Origin of the sequence: Streptomyces dryopteridis (assembly GCF_049606955.1) — a bacterium.
GTDB lineage: Bacteria > Actinomycetota > Actinomycetes > Streptomycetales > Streptomycetaceae > Streptomyces.
Window position 1 is genome coordinate 1,573,873 of the sequence record NZ_CP187113.1, and the last position, 15,289, is coordinate 1,589,161.

The window sequence follows — 15,289 nt, forward strand, 5'->3', positions numbered from 1 at the left end:
ACGCCGGTCGCCGCGCGCACGGGGTGCGGGGCGACCGGCGTCGGAGCGGCCGGGGGACGGGGGTGCGGTGCGGGCGGGTCAGACCTTCGCGGGCACGGCCGCCGGGTCGTCGATCACGAGCGGGGCGACCTCGGCCCGGATCCTGCGCTCCACGAAGAACGCGGCGAGCGGGATGGTCCCGGAGGCCATCACCCAGATCATCTTGCCGAAGGACCACTTCGCCTTGGAGCTGAGGTCGAAGGCGAAGACCAGGTAGATCATGAAGAGGACGCCGTGGACCTGCGAGACCGCCAGGGTCAGTGTCGCGCCGGTGTCGAAACCGTACTTGGCGACCATGCAGGCGCAGAGGATCAACAGCATGACGGCGGTGGCGAAGGCCATCACCCGGTACCGGGTCAGCACGCTCTTCTTCATGCCCTTGAGCCTAACCGTCCGCTTTGCGTGATCTTGACGCGGGTCAGCCCTCGTCGAAGTCCGAGGCCGCGACCCGCAGCGGGCGCAGCAGGGCGAAGATCTCCCCGCACTCCTCGGCGTCGTACGCGCCCAGTCCGAACTCCATCGCCATCAGGTCCCGGGTCGCGGACTCGACGACCTCGCGGCCCTTGTCGGTGATCGAGGCGAGGGTGCCCCGGCCGTCGTTCGGGTTGGGGCGCTTGGCCACGAGCCCGGACCGCACGAGCCGGTCCACGGTGTTCGTCACCGAGGTCGGGTGCACCATCAGCCGCTCCCCGATCTTCGACATCGGCAGTTCGCCGGCCTTGGAGAAGGTGAGCAGCACCAGCGCCTCGTACCGCGCGAAGGTCAGCCCGTAGGGCTTGACCACCGCGTCCACCTCGCCGAGCAGGATCTGGTGCGCCCGCATGATCGAGGTGATCGCGGCCATCGCGGGGACCGGTCCCCACCGCTCCTGCCAGAGTTCGTCGGCGCGGGCGATGGGGTCGAAGGGAAGGCTGAGGGGCTTGGGCACGCGTAGACCTTACCGGCCGGTCATCTGCCGATCATCCCCCGTCTCAGGACTCGACCCCCCGCGTCGCCGGCGCGCGCCCGCGCGCGCCCCGGGCTCCGCCCGCACGTGCCTCCCGCAGCAGCCACAGGGTCGCGCAGGTGCCCAGGACGGCCGCCGCCGGCACCACCTGGCGCACCGGCCAGAACTCCGCGGCCAGCCCCGCGCCCGCCATCCCCAGGCCCTGGCAGCTCATCAGTCCGGTGCCCAGCCAGGTCATCGCCCGGCCCCGGTCCCCGGCCGGCACCGCCGCCACGAACCACTGGTCCAGGCCGAGGGTGTACACCTGAGCGAGCCCCGCCGCGCACAACAGCAGACCCGTCACGAGCGCCCCGGGGCCGGCCGCCCAGCCCAGCAGCGGCAGCAGCGCGCAGGCCGCGAGCGGCGGCGTGATCCGGGCCCGGGTCTCCGGCCGGAGCCGGGCCCCGGCCCACAGCTCGCCGACGATCGTGCCCACCGCCGGGGCGCACATCAGCAGGCCGAGGGCGGAGGTGCCGATGCCGGCCCCGGCCGCGTACGTGGTGAGCAGCGCCTCGGGGACGACGAGGAAGGTCGGGGGCAGCCAGGACAGCAGCAGGAGGGTCCGGATCCGCCGGTCCCGCAGCAGCGGCGCCCCGCCGATGGGGCCGGCGGGGGCGCCCTCGGACGGGGCGTCACGCCGACGCGGGGCGGGGCGGGCCCGGGTGCCGACGCGCAGCAGCAGCGCCGAGCCGAGGAAGCCGAGGACCGTGGCCGACAGGGCCCCGCGCGGCGGCACGAGGGCGAGGAGCAGCCCGCCGAGGGCGAAGCCGAGCAGTTGCGCGCTCTGCGCGACCGTCCGCAGCAGCGAGCGCCCCAGCACGAACGCGTCCCCGGTGCCGAGGACCTCGGCCAGCGAGGCCGCGCGGACCCCGCCGAACAACGGTGCCACCAGGGACATCACCGCGCGCAGCGCGGGCAGCGGGGTGCCGGGCAGCACCATCGCCCCGGCGGCCGTCGCGCACAGCAGGTCGCAGGCGACCAGGGTGGCGCGGGCCGGCACCCGGTCGGCCCACCGGCCGAGCACGAGCCCGCCCACCGCGTAGGGCAGGAAGCCGAGCGCGAAGGTCAGCGCGGACAGCAGCGGGGAGCCGGTGAGGCGGAACACGAGCACGGTCAGGGAGATCTCGGCGACGACCAGGCCCAGCACCGACAGCAGGTGCGCGGCGAAGACGGCCCGGAACTCCCGCACCCGGAACACCGGCCCGTAACCACGCGCCCCGCTCGGGGCCGGGGGTTCGGACGGCGGGCCGGGGGCGGGCACGGCGGGACCGTCGGCGGCGCCGGCCGCCCGGGAGTCGCGGGAGTCGCGGGAGGCAGGGGGCATGTCCCCGACGATGGGCGCGCGGCCCCTCCCCCGGCCACGGATTCGGCCCCGCCCGAATCCGGCGGCGCGGGCCCGGGTCGGGCGCCGGCCCGGGACGCCGGCAGGCTGGGCCCGTGTCGTACGACTACAGCCTGACCCTGGCCCCGGCGGACCTGCTGCGCTGCCGGTTCGCCGCCTCCCCGTTGTGGGAGACGGTGGAGGCCGTGCGCACCCTGGCCCGGCCCGCGCGGCAGGCGTACCACCTGCCCTGGCTGCGGGCCGCGCGGGCGGCGGGCGCGGGGCTGGACCTGCGTCCGCTGTGGCTGTTGATGCCCCGGCGCGGCCACAACCCGGACTTCCTCGCCCCGGCGCCCACCGCCCCCTCGGCGGGGTTCGCCGAGGAGGCGGCCCGGATCCGGGCCGCCGATCCGGCCCGGGTGCGCGAGGACCTGGCCCGCGCCCTGGCCTGCACCCCGGGCGCGGCGGACGGGGAGCTCGGCCGCCGGATGCTCGCCGATCCGGCCCGTGCGGCGCGGGAGTTGGCGGAGCTGCTGACGGCCGCGTGGCGGGCCCTGGTCGAGCCGTACTGGCCCCGGATCCGGGCCCTGTTGGAGGCGGACGTCGCCCACCACACGCGGCTGACGGCGCGCGGCGGGTTGGCCGCCCTGTTCACCGGCGTCCACCCGGAGGTGCGCTGGGACGGGGCGGCGTCCACCCTGCGGATCGGCCGGGGCACGGGCGGGCACCACCGGGTGCTCGACGGGACGGGCCTGCTGCTGATGCCGAGCGTGTTCGTGTGGCCGGATGTGGTCGCGGGTTGGGAGGAGCCCTGGCAGCCGATGCTCGTGTACCCGGCGCGCGGGGTGGGCGATCTGTGGGCCGGGGCCCCGCCGCAGCCCTCGGCGGCCCTGGCCGGTCTGTTGGGACGGGGACGGGCCCGGGTGCTGTGCGCGGCGGCGGAGCCGGTGACCACGGCGGTGTTGGCGGCGCGGTTGGGGATGGCGGCGTCCTCGGTCTCGGCGCACCTGCGGGCCCTGCGGGCGGCGGGGCTGCTCGACGCGGGGCGGGCGGGGCGGGAGGTGCCGTACGTGTGGACGCCGCTGGGCCGGGCCCTGGTGTCGGGTTCCGATCTGCCCGGGTCCTGACCTCGCCTCCGCAACCGTGCCCACGATCGGCGGTTTGCGGCGTTTCGTCCGGTCGTGGGCGTAGGTTCGGCGCACCACCCCGCCCGCACGGGGCCCTCGCCGTCGAGATCCCGAAGGAAGCCGGATGTCTGGCCGCACCCTCCCGCCCGGTCGCGCCCGCCGCGGTCGCCCCGCGGGGCTCGCCCTCACGCTGCTCCTGCTCCCGGCCCTGCTGGTGTCCGGGTGCGCCGATCCGGGGCCCGAGCGTCCGGGCCGGGACCCGGGCGGGGCGGGTTCGGCGGCCCCCTCGCGGGCCGGCGCCTCTCCGGCGGGCGCCCCGGACTCCCCGTACTGGGTGGACGACCGGAGCGACGCGGCCCGGCAGGTGGCCGAGTGGCGGGCGGCGGGGCGCAATGGGGACGCGGAGGTGCTGCGGCGGATCTCGGAGCGGCCGATGGCGCTGTGGGCGCCGGGCGACGATCCGGGGCCGGAGCTGCGGCGGGCCTCGGCGGCCGCGGCGGCGGCCGGGCGAACCCTGGTGGCCGTGGCGTACAACATCCCGTACCGCGACTGCGGTCAGCACTCGGCGGGCGGGTCGGCGGACGCGGCGGCCTACCAGCGCTGGATCGGCGCGTTCGCCGACAACCTGGGCACGGCCCCGGCGGTGGTGGTGCTGGAGCCGGACGCGGTGCCGCACGTGGTGGACGGCTGCACCCAGGGCGAGCACCACGAGGAGCGGTACGCGCTGCTGTCGGAGGCGGTGGACCGGCTCAAGGCCCGGCCGCGCACGAAGGTGTACCTGGACGCGGGCAATCCGGCGTGGATCCCGGATCCGACGAAGCTGGTGGAGCCCTTGCGGCGGGCGGGGGTGGAGCGGGCGGACGGGTTCTCTTTGAACGTGTCGAACTTTCAGCCCGACGAGGCCGGGCGGGCCTACGGGGGCCGGTTGTCGAAGGCGTTGGGCGGCAAGCACTTCGTGCTGGACACGAGTCGCAACGGCGACGGGCCGCTGCCCGGCAGTCGGGACCAGGCGTGGTGCAATCCGCCGGGCCGGGCACTGGGGAAGGCGCCCACCGACCGGACCGGGGATCCGTTGGTGGACGCCTATCTGTGGGTGAAGCGGCCGGGCGAGTCGGACGGCGAGTGCCGGGGCGGGCCGGCCGCCGGCCGCTGGTGGCCGGAGTACGCGCTGGGCTTGGCCCGTCGGGCCCGGGGGTAATCGCTCTCCCCGAACCCGACGGGTCGACCGCGGACCGGTCGTCGTCACTCGTCGGCGGCGCCTTGGGCGTCGCTGTCGGTGGCGGGGGCCGGCGGCCGGATCTGGATCCACTTGGCGACCGACGGGGTGCCGTCGGCGTCGGCGACGAAGAGCATGTACCAGCCGGGCGGGACCAGGGTGGGGTCCTTCGGCACGGTGACGGTGACGGTGGAGTCGGTCTTGGTCAGGCCGAGTTCCACCGACCGCTGCTCCACGTCCGTGGAGTGGGTGACGGCGCTGGGGCGCATGAGTCGGGCGCGCACGATCCGGTCGGCGTTGGTCGCCTTGAAGGTGGCGCGGCCGTTCTGGTCGACCTCCTGGGGGCCGTCGCCGAGCATCGGGCGCTTGGCCTTGTCCCGGTAGAGGTAGGGCGGGGTGAAGACCTCCAGTCGGTGTTCGAACTTGCCGAGTTTGGTGTTGTCCTTGTCGGCGAAGAGGGGGTCGGATCCGAAGGTGGCCACGCGGCCGTCGGGCAGCAGCAGGGCCTCGGAGTGGTAGTTGCGGCCGACGGTGGGGGCCGCGGCGGCCACGAAGCGGTCGGTGCGCGGGTGGTAGAACTGCGCCTGCAGCAGGTCGCTGGCGCCACGGCCGCGGTAGTCGGAGGAGCCCCCGGCGGTGAAGACGGAGTCGTCGGGGAGGATCACGCTGGAGAGGTAGCGCACCCCTTGCGGGAGGGTGGCCGTGGTGCGGAAGGCGGGGTTCTTCGCCTTCAGGTCGACGACGGCGGTGCGCCGGGTGGACAGGGCGGACTCGCCGACCCCGCCGCCGCCGAGGACCATCAGGCGCTGGTCCTGGGCGGGCGGCAGGAGGAGGGAGGCGGAGGTTTCGAGCTGGTCGCCGTCCTTCATCCCCTCGATCTTGGTGAAGGTGTTCTTCTTGAGGTCCCACAGGCCGGGTTCGCGGCCCTTCTCGGCGGGACCGTAGCCGGCGTTGGAGCCGGTGTAGAGGAGTTTTCCGCCCTGGGTGAGGAAGAGGGCGGGGTAGGTGGGGAAGTAGCGGAAGGGGCCCTGGGACCACTTCTTCGTCTTCGGGTCGTAGATCTCGTTGTCGCCGGGGACCACGTCGCCGACGTCGTTGAGGCCGGAGACGGCGAGGACCTTGCCGTCCTGGAGGGTGACCAGGGTCGGGTACCAGCGGGCGTCCTTCATGGGGTCGACCGGGATGTACCTCTCCGCCTTGGGGTCGAACTCGTAGGCGGACTTGATGCCCTGGAAGTCCTGTTTGGTGACGCTGAGGCGTTCGGCGAGGCCGTAGACGTTCTCGGCGTCCTCGCCCGTGAGCCCGACGACCTCGTACTGGGCGGCCTCGGTGGTGAGTCCCTCGGCTCCGTCCTTGACGGCCTCGACGAACACACGGGTCTCGGCGGCGGTGACCTTCGTCTTCCAGGGCAGCATCCGGCCGCCGCTGCCGTAGCCGATCTCGAACTCGCGCTTGGCCTTGGGGACGGTCACGTCGAACTTGGCGACGTACTCGACCCCGGACGGGGAGCGGAAGACGGTGCCCTTCTTGAGGCGGACCACCTTGTCGGGGCTCTCGTTCTTGACCCTCATGCCGCCGCCGGCGCGGGTGACCTTCCCGTCGAGGACCTCGTAGCGGGCGGTGCCGCCGGCCACGAGGAGCCGGCCGTCGGGGAGTTGGCTGTGGCCGGAGCAGAAGAAGTCCTCGGGGGTGGGGATCTTCTTGAAGGTGTCGTTCGAGGGGTCCCACAGGATGGTGTCGAAGGTGCCCTTGTCGAAGTTCTTCTGGTTGTTGCCGGAGCCCGCGATGAGCAGCACCTTGCCGGTGTGCAGGAGGGCGGCGTGCATCGCGTTGATCCGGTACTGCTTCGGCAGGTCGACCAGGCCCCAGGAGCCGTACTGGATCCGGTACGAGGGCTGGGCGATCTTGTACTGGTGGTACTGGTCCTCGGCGAAGGACACGGCGGCGGGGGCGTTGAGTCCGACCAGCAGGACGGCGGCGCCGCCGCCCAGGAGCGTCTTGCGCAGTGTGCGCGAGGAGCGGTTCGGGGGGGCCATCACCTTCAGTTCCCTCCTGTCGTCGTGGCGAACGCCGGCTCCGGCTCGTCGCCCGGTTCGGGGCCGCGCACGACGACCCGGTTGTGGGCCACGGCGCGGGCCCGGGCGGCGGCCCGGCGGTGGTCGCGCCAGGCGGTCCAGGCCCAGATGGCCGTCGGGGCCAGGGCCACGGCGAGGGCGAGGAACGCCCAGGTGCGCATGGCCGCGTGCGTGTGGTCGTAGCGGACGGACGCGAGCAACGAGACCGCGAGCACCCCGACCCAGAACAGGTGGATGCGGAAGGTCGCGAGCCGGTCGGCGTTGGCGGCGCCGCCCTTGGGGGTGACCACGAACCGTCCCTGGGTGCGCAGCACGGCGGAGCCGAGCGAGCGCAGGTAGATCGGGGCGCAGACGGCGGACATGGCCATCCCGGCGAGGCCGCCGGAGCCCTCGGGTTCGTGCGGGGAGACGTTGTGGCGCCGGTTCCAGAGGTAGAGCCCGATCTGGAGGGCGGCGGCGTCGCTGTAGAGCATCAGCCAGACCGAGGCCGAGACCTGGGTGCCAGAGGCGCCGAGCCACAGGAACAGCACGCAACTGAGGATGCCGAGCAGCCAGTTGACGGCCGTCATGGGGTAGTACACCAGCATCAGCGTGTAGTTGAACCAGCGGCCGGGGGGCATCCGGAAGAAGCTCTTGCCGTACTGCTTGAAGAGGGTCTCGTAGGTGCCCCGGGACCAGCGCAGTTGCTGGGTGAAGAAGTCCGTCCAGGAGGCCGGGCCCTCGCCGACGGCGAGGACGTCGGGGGTGTAGACGGAGCGCCAGTGCCGGCGGGTGGCGGGGTTGCGGCGGCGGTGCAGCTCGAACCCGGTGGCCATGTCCTCGGTGATGGAGTCGACGAGTCCGCCGACCTGGCGCAGGGCGCTGATGCGGACGGCGTTGTTGGTGCCGACGAACATCGGGGCGCCGTAGCGGTTGCCGGCGCGTTGGATCAGCGCGTGGAAGAGGTACTGCTGGGATTCGGCGGCCTTGGTGACGGCGCTGGTGTAGTTGCCGTAGACCTGGGGTCCGACGACGAAGGCCACGTCGGGGTCGCGGAAGTAGCCGAGCATCCGCTCCAGGAACTCGGGGAGCGGGACGTGGTCGGTGTCCACGGAGGCGAAGAACTCGTAGTCGTCGCCGTGTGCGTCGAGCCAGGCGTTGTAGTTGCCGTGCTTGGTCTTGGCGCGGTGTCCGCCCTTGGCGGTGTTCCACTCGGGTATGCCCTTGCGGGTGAAGTGGCGCACGCCGAGTTCGGCGCAGAGCAGGCGGGCCTCGGGGTCGTCGCCCTCGTCCAGCAGCCACACGTCGAGCGGGCCGTCGTGCCGGAGCCGGCGGGCGGCCTCCAGGGTGGCCCGGACCATGCCCAGGGGTTCCTTGCCGGGGACGTAGGTGGTGAGGAACGCGACCTTGGTGCCGGGTTCGGGGGGCACGGGGATCGGGTCGCGGGCGACGAGGGTGGCGTGGGCGATGGACACCACGTTCACCAGCATGAAGAGCATGATCAGCGCGATGCAGACCAGCATCACGGTGTCGAAGCGGACCAGCCAACGGTCGCCGCCCTCGCGGACGGTCCAGTGGGAGGGCCACACGAGATAGGCCAGCAGTCCGGCCGCCGCCAGGGGGGCGAGCAGCATCAGGCCGACGGCTCGTATTCGGTGCGCCTCACCCGACAGCAGGGAGCGGTAGCGCACCCGGTAGGCGCCGCTCTCCGGCTCCGCGAACGGGCCGGCGAGGCGGCTGTGGGTCTCGTAGTCGTAGCCTTCCGGCCGCACGGTCCCTCCCACATTCGATTCGCCAATGGGTTTGATAACCCCACAAAAGGCGACAAACGAGGGCGCGTCCAACGGGGCTCCGCCGACAGGGCGACCGCCGAACGGGAACACGAAGGCCCCCGTCCCCTCACGGGGGCACGGGGGCCTGCGGTGGTACGCGCGGGCGGGGCTCAGCCCTCGGCCAGGTGCCGTTCCACGGTCTCGACCTTGGAGGTGATGCCGTCGGTGACGCCGGGTCGGATGTCGGCCTTGAGGACGAACGAGACCCGGGGCGCGCGCGCCTCCACGACCGCGACGGCCCGCCGCACCACGTCCATGACCTCGTCCCAGTCGCCCTCGATCGTGGTGAACATGGCGTCGGTGCGGTGGGGCAGGCCCGACTCGCGCACCACGCGCACGGCGTCGGCCACGTACTCGCCGACCTCCTCGCCCACCCCGAGCGGGGTCACGGAGAACGCGACGATCACGCGACCGCCCCTTCCCGGTCCGTCTCGCCCACCGGCCCGCGGGCGGCGGCCTCGGCCTCGTCCCGCTTGAGGATCCGGTCGCCGAACAGTCCGCCGAAGGGGATCACGGCGAACACGAAGAAGAGCAGGACCTTGCCGAACTTCCACTTCGCCTTGGACCACACGTCCAGCAGGAACACCGCGTAGATCACGAAGAGGATGCCGTGCAGGATGCCCAGCGGCATCATCAGGAAGTCGATGTCGGAGATCCGGCTGAGCAGCGAGCCGAAGATCAGCAGGGCCGGGAAGGAGAGCGCCTCCGGGACGGAGATGAGGCGCAGCCGGTGCAGGGCGGAGGCGGTCTTGAGGTCCACGGACAACCTTCGGGGAGGGGGGAGCGACGGGCGCGGAACCCCTCCAGTCTCGCAGCCCGTTTTGCGCGATCTTGACCCGGGGCGGCGCCGGGAGCCGACGGCACGGCGCGATGTGGGCCACACGCCCTGTTCCCACCGGCCGCCGCCCGATACCGTCTCCTCCGTGGCTCAGTTCCGTCTCCAGGGGAGCAAGGTGCTCGCGGTCGACCTGACCGGCGACACCGTCAAAGCGAAGAACGGGTCGATGGTCGCCTACGACGGCCGGATGACCTTCAAGAAGATGACCGGCGGCGGCGAGGGCCTGCGCGGCATGGTCACGCGGCGCCTCACCGGCGAGCAGATGACCGTGATGGAGGTGCAGGGCCAGGGCACCTGCTGGTTCGCCGACCGCGCCACGGAGATCAGCCTGGTCCGCCTCCAGGGCGAGAAGCTGCACGTGGAGGCGAGCAACCTGCTGTGCGTGGACTCGGGCCTGCGCACCGGCACCACCTTCACGGGGCTGCGCGGGGCGTCGAGCGGCAACGGGCTGTTCACCACCACCGTGGAGGGCTCCGGCCAGGCCGCGCTGCTCTCGGACGGGCCGGCGGTGGTGCTGCGGGTCTCCGCGCAGTACCCGTTGACCGTGGACCCGGGCGCGTACATCGCGCACACCGGGAACCTGCGCCAGCAGCTCCAGGCCGGGGTCACCTTCCGGACCCTGATCGGCGAGGGCTCGGGCGAGGCGTTCCAGATCCGGTTCGAGGGCGAGGGCCTGGTGTACGTGCAACCGAGCGAGCGGGCGACCTTCGGGGGCGACGTCTGATGCCGTTCACCGAGATCAACTCCCGGGTGGTCGAGGCCCGCGTCGTGCCCGGCCAGAAGCTGTACAGCCAGCGCGGCGCGATGCTCGCCTACCGCGGCTCCGTCTCCTTCACCCCCGACCTCGCGGGCGGCCAGGGCGGGATCACGGGCGCGATCGGCCGGCGGATCGCGGGCGAGCAGACCCCGCTGATGACGGTCGAGGGCGAGGGCACGGTGATGTTCGGCCACGGCGGCCACCACATCCAGGTGATCAACCTGCAGGGCGACACCCTGTACGTGGAGGCCGACCGGCTGCTGGCCTTCGACGGCACCCTGCGCCAGGGCACCATGTTCATGGGCTCGCAGGGCGGCGTGATGGGCCTGGTCCGGGGCCAGGTCACCGGCCAGGGCCTGTTCACCACCACCCTCCAGGGGCACGGCTCGGTGGCCGTGATGGCGCACGGCGGGGTCGTCGAACTGCCGATCACCCCGCAGCGCCCGGTGCACGTGGACCCGCAGGCGTACGTGGCCCACCACGGCGACGTGCGCAACAAGCTGTCGACGGCCCTGGGCTGGCGCGACATGGTCGGCCGCGGTTCGGGCGAGGCTTTTCAACTGGAACTGTCCGGCCAGGGCACGGTCTACGTGCAGGCATCGGAGGAGAAGCTGTGAACCACGGCCCGGCGCCGCTGACGGGCCCCGGGGGGCCCACCGTCCTCGATCCGCACTCGCTGCCCTCGGACGACAACGTCAACCCGTACACCTTCTGCGTGGAGCTCAAGAACAGCCAGTGGCTGCTCCAGAAGGGCAAGATGATCGCCTACTACGGGCGGATCACCTTCGACGGGATCGGGCACGGGCGCTTCGACCGGATCCTGCGCACGAGCTTCCACTCGCCCCTGCACGCCGCCGACTGGGTGGTGGCCGAGGGCCAGGGCAAGATGCTGCTGGCCGACCGCGCCTTCGACGTGAACTCCTACGACCTCGACGAGGGCAACCTGACGATCCGCTCGGGGAACCTGCTGGCCTACGAGCCGACGCTGGCGTTGAAGCAGTCGATCGTGCCGGGCTTCCTGACCCTGATCGGGACGGGGCGGTTCGTGGCCGCGTCGAACGGGCCGGTGGTGTTCCTGGAGCCGCCGCTGCGGGTGGACCCGCAGGCGCTGGTGGGCTGGGCCGACTGCCCCTCGCCGTGCCACCACTACGACCACGGGTACATGTCCGGGGTGATCGGCGGGCTGCGGGCGCTGACCGGGATCGGCGGCACCTCGGGCGAGGAGCACCAGTTCGAGTTCGTGGGCGCCGGGACGGTGCTGCTCCAGTCCTCCGAGACGCTGATGGCGGAGCGCGCCACCGGCACGGTCGGGGCGGAGCCGGGCGTGCCGGGCGCGGGTCCGGGGCACGGCGCCGGGCACGGGAGCGGGCACGGGGGCGCGGGCCAGGTGAACCTGCCGCGGATGCCGGGGCAGCTCGGCGACCTCCAGCGGCGCTTCGGACTGTGATCTTCCTATTTTTGTACGTAATTCAACTTCTTGGGTAGAGTTCACTCATGGAGACGATCGAGACCGAGACCGCCACCCGTTGGCTGACCGACGCCGAACAGTGCGCCTGGCGCACCCATCTCGACGTCAGCAGACTCCTGATGCACCAGCTGGAGAAGGACCTCCAGCCCTTCGGTCTCACCAACAACGACTACGAGATCCTCGTCAACCTCTCCGAGTCCCCCGACCTGCGGATGCGGATGAGCGACCTCGCGACCGCCACCCTGCAGTCCAAGAGCCGGCTCTCCCACCAGATCACCCGGATGGAGAACGCCGGCCTGGTCCGCCGCGTCAACTGCGAGTCCGACCGGCGCGGCCTGTTCGCCGTCCTCACCGACGAGGGCATGGAGACCATGCGCAAGGTCGCCCCGCACCACGTCGCCTCGGTCCGCCGGCACTTCATCGACCTGCTCTCCGGCGAGGACCTGACCGCCCTGCGCGGCTCCCTCGGCCCGGTCGCCGAACACCTGCGGACGGCGCGCGGCAAGCTCTGAGCCCCGCCCTCCCGGGCCCGCCCGACATGTGATCACCGCCGGCCCGCCCTAGGCTGACCGGGCACGGCGAGAGCCCCTCCGCCGCCGTGATCGCGCACCGGAAGGAGCCAGGGCATGTCCAAGCGAGGCAACAAGCGCAGGGCCCGCAAGAAGAAGGGCGCGAACCACGGCAAACGTCCCAACACGTGAGCCCGCGGGCCCGGACCGGAGCTCCTCCGGCCGGGCCCGTCCCGTGCGCCCGGGCGCTCAGCCCTCCGTGATGCCCGTCAGGAGGGAGTCCGCCGCCGCGTAGGGGTCCAGTTCGCCCGCCGCGACCCGGCCCGCCAGCGCCGACAGCCGCGCGTCCCCCTTCAGGTCCGCGATCCGCGACCGCAGGGCCGTCACCGCGATCGTCTCCACCTCCCGCGCCGCCCGCGCGGCCCGGCGCTCGGCGAGCACCCCGTGCTCCTCCATCCACGCCCGGTGCTTGTCGAGGGCCGCGATCAGCTCCTCCACGCCCTCCCCGCGCGCCGCGACCGTCTTCACGATCGGCGGCCGCCAGTCCCCGGCCGCCCGCGCCTCGCCCAGGCCCAGCATGTGGTGCAGCTCCCGCACGGTCGCGTCCGCGCCGTCCCGGTCCGCCTTGTTCACCACGTACACGTCGCCGATCTCCAGGATCCCCGCCTTCGCGGCCTGGATCCCGTCCCCCATGCCCGGCGCCAGCAGCACCACCGAGGTGTCCGCCTGCGCCGCGATCTCCACCTCCGACTGCCCCACCCCGACCGTCTCCACCAGCACCACGTCGAACCCGGCCGCGTCCAGCACCCGGATCGCCTGCGGCGCCGCCCACGACAGGCCGCCCAGGTGCCCGCGCGTGGCCATCGACCGGATGTACACCCCCGGGTCCGAGGCGTGGTCCGACATCCGCACCCGGTCCCCGAGCAGCGCCCCGCCCGAGAACGGCGAGGACGGGTCCACGGCCAGCACCGCCACCCGCCGGCCGGCCGCCCGGTACGCCGAGACCAGCGCCGAGGTGGACGTGGACTTCCCCACCCCCGGCGAACCCGTCAGCCCCACCACGTACGCCCCGCCCGTGAGCGGCGCCAGCGCCGCCATCACCTCCCGCAACCGCGGGGACGCCCCCTCCACCAGGGAGATCAGCCGGGCCACGGCCCGCGGACGGCCCTCGCGGGCCTGCTCGACCAGGGTGGGGACGTCCACCGTCGTCATCGGGTCACTGCTCCTCGTGTCGTTCGCGTGCCGGGCGGTCCCGGGGACCCGGGCGGGTCGGCCGGCGCCGCCCGGCCCGGGTCACCGGGGAGGTGGGGATCAGGCGGAGGGCACCCGCAGGATCAGGGCGTCGCCCTGCCCGCCGCCGCCGCACAGCGCCGCCGCGCCCACCCCGCCGCCGCGCCGCTTCAGCTCCAGCGCCAGGTGCAGCACCAGCCGCGCGCCCGACATGCCGATCGGGTGCCCCAGGGCGATCGCGCCCCCGTTGACGTTCACCTTTTCCGGGGTCACGCCCAGGTCCTTCATTGACTGCACGGCCACCGCCGCGAACGCCTCGTTGATCTCGATGAGGTCCAGGTCCTCGACCCCGAGGCCCTCCTTGCCCAGGGCGTGGACGATCGCGTTCGCGGGCTGGGACTGGAGCGAGTTGTCGGGACCCGCCACATTGCCGTGCGCGCCGATCTCCGCGATCCACTCCAGGCCCAGCTCCTCGGCCTTCGCGCGGCTCATCACGACCACGGCCGCGGCCCCGTCGGAGATCTGCGAGGCGGAGCCGGCCGTGATGGTGCCGTCCTTCGCGAACGCCGGCCGCAGCCGGCCCAGCGACTCCACCGTGGTCTCGGGCCGCACGCCCTCGTCCACGGCGAACAGCACCGGGTCGCCCTTGCGCTGCGGGATCTCCACCGGGGTGATCTCGGCCTCGAACACGCCGTTCTTCTGCGCCGCCGCCGCCCGCTGGTGCGAGAGCGCCGAGAACGCGTCCTGCTCCGGGCGCAGCAGCCCCAGCCGGGTGTTGTGCGTCTCGGTGGACTCGCCCATCGCCACGTTGTCGAAGGCGTCGGTGAGCCCGTCGTGGGCCATCGCGTCGAGCATCTCGATCGCCCCGTACTTGAAGCCCTCACGGGACTTCGGCAGCAGGTGCGGGGCGTTGGTCATGGACTCCTGACCGCCCGCCACCACCACGTCGAACTCGCCGGCGCGGATCAGCTGGTCCGCCAGGGCGATCGCGTCGAGCCCGGACAGGCACACCTTGTTGATCGTCAGGGCCGGGACGTTCATGGGGATGCCCGCCTTGACGGCGGCCTGACGGGCCGGGATCTGGCCGGCGCCCGCCTGCAGCACCTGACCCATGATCACGTACTGGACCTGGTCGCCGGAGACGCCGGCTCGCTCCAGCGCGGACTTGATGGCGAAACCACCGAGGTCCGCCCCGGAGAAGGACTTCAGGGAGCCCAGCAACCGCCCCATGGGGGTGCGGGCCCCAGCGACGATGACCGAGGTCGTGTTGTTCGTTCCGGACATGAGGCACAGCCCCTTGGATGAGGAGTGAACGAGGGTTCACACGAATGTACTGAGCGGTACCCACGCCGTCACCGGCGCGTGAGTGTGATCGCGCGCACGTTGCGTGACCACCCTCCCCGGCGGTGCACTTGACTCATGCTGACACGCATCGACCACATCGGGATCGCCTGTTCCGACCTGGACAGGACCGTCGAGTTCTACCGTGCCACCTACGGATTCGAGGTGTTCCACACCGAGGTCAACGAAGAGCAGGGCGTCCGCGAGGCCATGTTGAGGATCAACGGCACCGACGACGGCGGCGCCTCCTACCTCCAACTCCTCGAACCGACGCGCGAGGACTCCGCCGTCGGCAAATGGCTGGCCAAGAACGGCGAGGGCGTCCACCACATCGCGTTCGGCACCGCCGACGTCACCGCCGAGTCCGAGGCCATCCGTGACAAGGGCGTCCGGGTCCTCTACGACGCCCCCCGACGCGGTTCCATGGGCTCCGCCATCACCTTCCTGCACCCCAAGGACTGCCACGGCGTCCTGACCGAGCTGGTCACCTCCGCGACCGAGCCGAACCCCGACCACTGACCGCCCCGATCCCCGGCCGGTAGAGTGGCACAAGGCTCGGCCGGGGATCGGTG

The 15,289-nt window shown here is 72.7% G+C and carries 17 protein-coding genes; 8 read left to right on the forward strand and 9 right to left on the reverse strand.

Translation table 11 applies throughout. From position 1 onward, the window contains the following. Positions 1–78: 78 nt before the first annotated feature. Genes ACN20G_RS06300 through ACN20G_RS06310 form a run of 3 tightly spaced genes read right to left on the reverse strand, consistent with a single transcriptional unit; the run spans position 79 to position 2,348 of the window. Positions 79–414 (reverse strand): DUF3817 domain-containing protein, encoded by a 336-nt coding sequence (locus tag ACN20G_RS06300; RefSeq protein ID WP_424211732.1) that lies wholly within the window; start codon positions 412–414, stop codon positions 79–81. A gap of 43 nt (positions 415–457) precedes the next feature. Further along, positions 458–967 carry a MarR family winged helix-turn-helix transcriptional regulator gene (locus ACN20G_RS06305; protein ID WP_424211733.1) on the reverse strand — a complete coding sequence of 170 codons (510 nt, stop codon included), beginning with the start codon at positions 965–967 and terminating at the stop codon, positions 458–460. Between the two features lie 43 nt (positions 968–1,010). Then, on the reverse strand, positions 1,011–2,348 hold the full coding sequence (locus tag ACN20G_RS06310; protein WP_424211734.1) for an MFS transporter: 1,338 nt from the start codon (positions 2,346–2,348) through the stop codon (positions 1,011–1,013). A 113-nt stretch (positions 2,349–2,461) separates the two neighbouring features. Between ACN20G_RS06310 and ACN20G_RS06315 the strand changes: the two genes are divergently transcribed. Continuing rightward, complete coding sequence (locus tag ACN20G_RS06315) at positions 2,462–3,472, forward strand: DUF5937 family protein (protein WP_424211735.1); 1,011 nt, start codon at positions 2,462–2,464, stop codon at positions 3,470–3,472. A 124-nt stretch (positions 3,473–3,596) separates the two neighbouring features. Beyond that, positions 3,597–4,670 carry a glycoside hydrolase family 6 protein gene (locus tag ACN20G_RS06320; protein ID WP_424211736.1) on the forward strand — a complete coding sequence of 358 codons (1,074 nt, stop codon included), beginning with the start codon at positions 3,597–3,599 and terminating at the stop codon, positions 4,668–4,670. Between the two features lie 44 nt (positions 4,671–4,714). Here ACN20G_RS06320 and ACN20G_RS06325 read toward each other — a convergent pair whose 3' ends face one another. The 4 genes from ACN20G_RS06325 to ACN20G_RS06340 all read right to left on the reverse strand — a co-directional run bounded on the left by ACN20G_RS06325 (position 4,715) and on the right by ACN20G_RS06340 (position 9,334). Next, positions 4,715–6,724 (reverse strand): galactose oxidase-like domain-containing protein, encoded by a 2,010-nt coding sequence (locus ACN20G_RS06325; protein WP_424211737.1) that lies wholly within the window; start codon positions 6,722–6,724, stop codon positions 4,715–4,717. A 5-nt stretch (positions 6,725–6,729) separates the two neighbouring features. Continuing rightward, positions 6,730–8,514 (reverse strand): glycosyltransferase family 2 protein, encoded by a 1,785-nt coding sequence (locus ACN20G_RS06330; protein ID WP_424211738.1) that lies wholly within the window; start codon positions 8,512–8,514, stop codon positions 6,730–6,732. 170 nt (positions 8,515–8,684) lie between these two features. Beyond that, positions 8,685–8,981 carry an MTH1187 family thiamine-binding protein gene (locus ACN20G_RS06335; protein WP_424211739.1) on the reverse strand — a complete coding sequence of 99 codons (297 nt, stop codon included), beginning with the start codon at positions 8,979–8,981 and terminating at the stop codon, positions 8,685–8,687. Continuing rightward, positions 8,978–9,334, reverse strand: a complete 357-nt coding sequence (locus tag ACN20G_RS06340) for a DUF3817 domain-containing protein (protein WP_424211740.1) — start codon at positions 9,332–9,334, stop codon at positions 8,978–8,980. The genes ACN20G_RS06335 and ACN20G_RS06340 overlap by 4 nt, the downstream gene beginning before the upstream one ends. Positions 9,335–9,497: 163 nt before the next feature. Here ACN20G_RS06340 and ACN20G_RS06345 point away from each other — a divergent pair, with 163 nt between their 5' ends. The 5 genes from ACN20G_RS06345 (at position 9,498) to ACN20G_RS06365 (ending at position 12,338) form a co-directional block, all read left to right on the forward strand. Beyond that, complete coding sequence (locus ACN20G_RS06345; protein ID WP_424211741.1) at positions 9,498–10,136, forward strand: AIM24 family protein; 639 nt, start codon at positions 9,498–9,500, stop codon at positions 10,134–10,136. Beyond that, positions 10,136–10,786, forward strand: a complete 651-nt coding sequence (locus ACN20G_RS06350; protein ID WP_424211742.1) for an AIM24 family protein — start codon at positions 10,136–10,138, stop codon at positions 10,784–10,786. Before ACN20G_RS06345 ends, ACN20G_RS06350 begins: the two co-directional genes overlap by 1 nt. Next, positions 10,783–11,616 (forward strand): AIM24 family protein, encoded by an 834-nt coding sequence (locus ACN20G_RS06355; protein WP_424211743.1) that lies wholly within the window; start codon positions 10,783–10,785, stop codon positions 11,614–11,616. The genes ACN20G_RS06350 and ACN20G_RS06355 overlap by 4 nt, the downstream gene beginning before the upstream one ends. Before the next feature lie 56 nt (positions 11,617–11,672). Beyond that, positions 11,673–12,149, forward strand: a complete 477-nt coding sequence (locus ACN20G_RS06360; protein ID WP_424215392.1) for a MarR family winged helix-turn-helix transcriptional regulator — start codon at positions 11,673–11,675, stop codon at positions 12,147–12,149. 114 nt (positions 12,150–12,263) lie between these two features. Then, entirely contained in the window at positions 12,264–12,338 is a 75-nt protein-coding gene (locus tag ACN20G_RS06365; RefSeq protein WP_372460710.1) for a 50S ribosomal protein bL37, read from the forward strand. Positions 12,339–12,395: 57 nt separating this feature from the next. Here ACN20G_RS06365 and meaB read toward each other — a convergent pair whose 3' ends face one another. Then, entirely contained in the window at positions 12,396–13,358 is a 963-nt protein-coding gene (meaB, locus tag ACN20G_RS06370; RefSeq protein WP_424211744.1) for a methylmalonyl Co-A mutase-associated GTPase MeaB, read from the reverse strand. A gap of 99 nt (positions 13,359–13,457) precedes the next feature. Continuing rightward, complete coding sequence (locus ACN20G_RS06375) at positions 13,458–14,660, reverse strand: acetyl-CoA C-acetyltransferase (protein ID WP_424211745.1); 1,203 nt, start codon at positions 14,658–14,660, stop codon at positions 13,458–13,460. Positions 14,661–14,795: 135 nt separating this feature from the next. Here ACN20G_RS06375 and mce point away from each other — a divergent pair, with 135 nt between their 5' ends. After that, positions 14,796–15,236 carry a methylmalonyl-CoA epimerase gene (gene mce, locus ACN20G_RS06380; RefSeq protein WP_424211746.1) on the forward strand — a complete coding sequence of 147 codons (441 nt, stop codon included), beginning with the start codon at positions 14,796–14,798 and terminating at the stop codon, positions 15,234–15,236. Positions 15,237–15,289 lie beyond the last annotated feature (53 nt).